The following is a 3,363-nucleotide window of genomic DNA, read 5'->3' on the forward strand; positions in this document are numbered from 1 at the left end:
CCGGCCTCGCCTGCCCCGCCCGCCTCGCAGGCGCCCGCCCCGCCTGCGGCCGCGCCGGCTCCCGGGTTGCCGCCGCTGAGCGTGGTGGAGTTCGCGCCGGACGGGACGGGCCCGGCGGAACTGGAACGGCAGGCGACGGTCGGCGGGATCACCCCCTCCCGGGACGCGGTGGCCATAGAGCGGCTGGCGGCTCTGCACGACCGGGACCGTCGGGTGCGGGAGAGTGTGTTCGATGTCGATGCGACGGCTCGTCGTGTGCTGCACCTGCCGGCGAATGCGCTGGTGGACCAGGCGGTGCGTACGGAGTTGTTCGAGCTGGTGTGGGCGGCCGAGGCGGACGGGCGTGCGGACAGTCTGACGGCGCTGGGTGCGTTCCACCTCGACCTGCTGGGGGCGGTCGGGCCGGGTCACAGCAGCTACTTCACGATGGAGTGGAGCCAGATCCCGGGTGTCAGCTGGCTGGGTCCTGACGTCATGGGGGCATTGGGCGTCCTGGAGCTGAACATGGACCGGAGCGGGGTCCTCGTCCTGCAGCCGGATGGTTCCCTGGCGGCCGGCGGTCCCGGGCGGAAGACGCCGTGGCCGAAGGGGACGGTGCCGTGCGTCGTCGCGGGTAAGCGGCGTGGCGACATGGTGGTGGTGCGGCTGCCGGATGATTCGACGCGGGACGCGGATGTCGAGGAGCTCATCGAGCTCATGGCGATCGCCGTGGCGCGGGCGGGTCTGCCGCCGGGCACCCCGATCGTGGTGGCCGTTCCCTTCCTGGGTCAGTACGGCGTGTTCCTCCAGCAGTTCGCGGACCGTACCGGTCTGGAGGTGTGGGCGCACAGCGGTGAGGTGACGGTCAGCGCGTGGTCCGATGGGACGGCCAGCATCGACACGGTTGCCGGACGGCCCGGAGTTCCCACGGGCGACTGGGCCTCGTTCCGGCCGGGCCAGGGGCCCGTTCTCGACGAGAGCGTGCCCGACTGGTACCGCGATGTGCTGATGTGGCCGGTGGTCAGCGAAGCGACCGGAGAGGAGACCGGCTACGCCTCGTTCAAACCCGACAAGTACGCGAGGAATTTCGAGGAGACGGAGCGCGTCAGCGACCGGATGACGACGTTCATCCACTACAGCTTCCCCACGAACACCGAGGGGCCGGAGCTGGAGCTGCCGCGTCCGGGTCCCGAGGCCAGTCCGTTCTCCCAGGCCGACGGGTTCCGCCTCAGCGCGCATGCCATCCCGGGCTACATGGTGCTGGCGGTGCGGAGCGGGAACGGCGTGGTCAACCGCTATGTCGGCGAGGATCTGGTGGTGGCGTGGGTGAAGTGGCTGGTGTCCCGGCGGCCCAAGGTCCGCTGGATCGACTTCTCCGACTGCTGGCTCGGCTCCCCCAAGGACAGCGACAGCCGGGGTCCCACCATGAGGAGCGTCTTCGACCCCGAGGTGTTCGTGGCCGATCCGCTGCGGGAGATCTCTGTGGCGCATCGCACCGCGAACGCGACGCGACTCTGGGCGCGTGCCTCCTACGGCCAGCTGTCGGATGGGGAGCGGCCCGGGACCAACGTGCGGAGGTGGGTCCTGTACTCCGATTCTCAGGGGCGGCCCCGGGAGATTGCCGTGGAGCGGCCGGATCCGGAGGGTGCGGAGCTGGACCGGCTTGCGGTGGTGGCCAGGCTGCACTCGGGGAATGGCGAGGTGTCGGCGGAGGTGCGGGAGCGGACGCTGATTGCGGTGCGGGCGCTGAAGTTGATGTTCGGGTTGTATGTGGAGGACGGTGCCGGTTTCGGGGAGCTGCTGCGTGGGGTGGCGGCGGTGGACGAGATGTGGCTGGCCGACCCGGAGTTCCGGCGGGTGGGCCCGCTGACGCTGGATCTGCTGCGGCGGGTGATCGCGGCGCATGCGGGGGCCGGGGTCGAGGTGGATCAGGAGGTCGCCCGCCGGGCGTTGGTCGCGGCGGCGACGGCGTGGGAGGCACGGCCCCGTGGCCCGCGGGGCGAACGCGTGGACATGCCGTGGGACTTCGTGGAGCTGCCGGTGGTGCGGCTGGGCGCGCAGTGGGTGCAGGGGGATGAGGCGAGGTCCGAGGCCGCCACTGCCCTGAACTTGTCCGAGCCCCGTCCGTTGGGTGAGGCGGAGCGGTTGCGGATGCTGTGGGCGTGGGTCAAGACCATGGACCTGCTGACCGCACCCGGTGTGGACGCGGACGCGCTCACCCGGCGGGTGCTCCGCCTGGACCCGGACTTCGACGTCGACCCGACGGAACGTGCGGAAGTGCGGGAGACGCTCACCCGGGCGTTCGCCGTGGGGCGGGACGCGTCCGACACGGACGTGGTGGCCGCGTACGACCTGGAGGTGTTCGGGGCGTTCGACGACACCGGCATCGCCACGGTCCTGGACGGGGTCCGGGAGCGCGGTCGTGACTTCACGGGGGAGTCGTGGCCGGGGGTGAACCTTGCGCAGATCCATACGCCGGGCGGTCTGGTGGACGCGCCGTGGCGGAACCGGAACCGGAACCGGCGGGCGGCCGCGTTCCTCCCTTACCTGCTGCGGGCCGATCTGGACCAACGGGATCCGGACACCATTCGGCTGACCATCCACGGCCAGGTGTTCGAGCTGCCGGTCGGTGAGTTCTCGGAGCTGGCAGCGGTAGACCCCGTACTGACAAAGCGGATGAATGGCGCCGAGGTCATCTTTTCGCACGCCGAGTGGGCTCCCGACGTCGGCGCGGTGGCGAAGCGGCTGGCGCAGCGGCTGGGCGGTCCTGTGTGGTGGACCGAGGACCCGACGGACCTGTCCGACACGGACGACCAGGGCGCGCCGGTGCTCACCGCCTTCGCCAGTGCGGCCTCCGGCCCCGTCTGGCACCTGGCGGTGCCGGAGGCCCCGGCGGCACCCGTCCCGCCCGCCCCGCACCCGGTCCCGCGGCCGTACCCGCTCCCCGGGTCCACCGGGTCTGCCGCTCCCACGACGACCTCGGCCGCGACGATCTCGGCCACACCGGCCCTGCCCTCGGTGGCTTCGGCGGCGCCCCACGGCGGCGCCGTCAGGAGCGCGCCCCTGGGACCGGCCGGCGGGACCGGCGAAGCCGGTGAGATGCCTTCCGCTGTGACGTCGCTCGCGCTGTCCCCGGACCCGGCGCCGTACCCGGACTCCGCCATGGGCCCCGTGCCGGTCACGGACCTCGCCCCGGTGCCTGCCACGGTCACCGCCGCGGACTCCGTTCCCCGGGTGCTGACCCGTGGGGAGTTGACGGGTCTGGTGGACGGCATGGTGGCGGTGTCGGTGCCGTCGGGTGGTGTGTCGGAGCGGCGGTGTCTGGAGTTGTTGGGTGCGTTGCGGGATGAGTTGCATCCGGGTGGGTTGCTTGCGTCGGGTGTG

Annotated in this window: 1 protein-coding gene; it reads left to right on the plus strand. The window is 72.0% G+C overall.

Annotated elements, in window-relative coordinates; genetic code table 11:
• Positions 1-66: 66 nt before the first annotated feature.
• The coding region (locus ACWDSL_RS52565; protein ID WP_450496778.1) for a lonely Cys domain-containing protein at positions 67-3,363 on the plus strand (3,297 nt) is incomplete at its 3' end.

This window comes from Streptomyces sp. NPDC000941 (assembly GCF_053599555.1).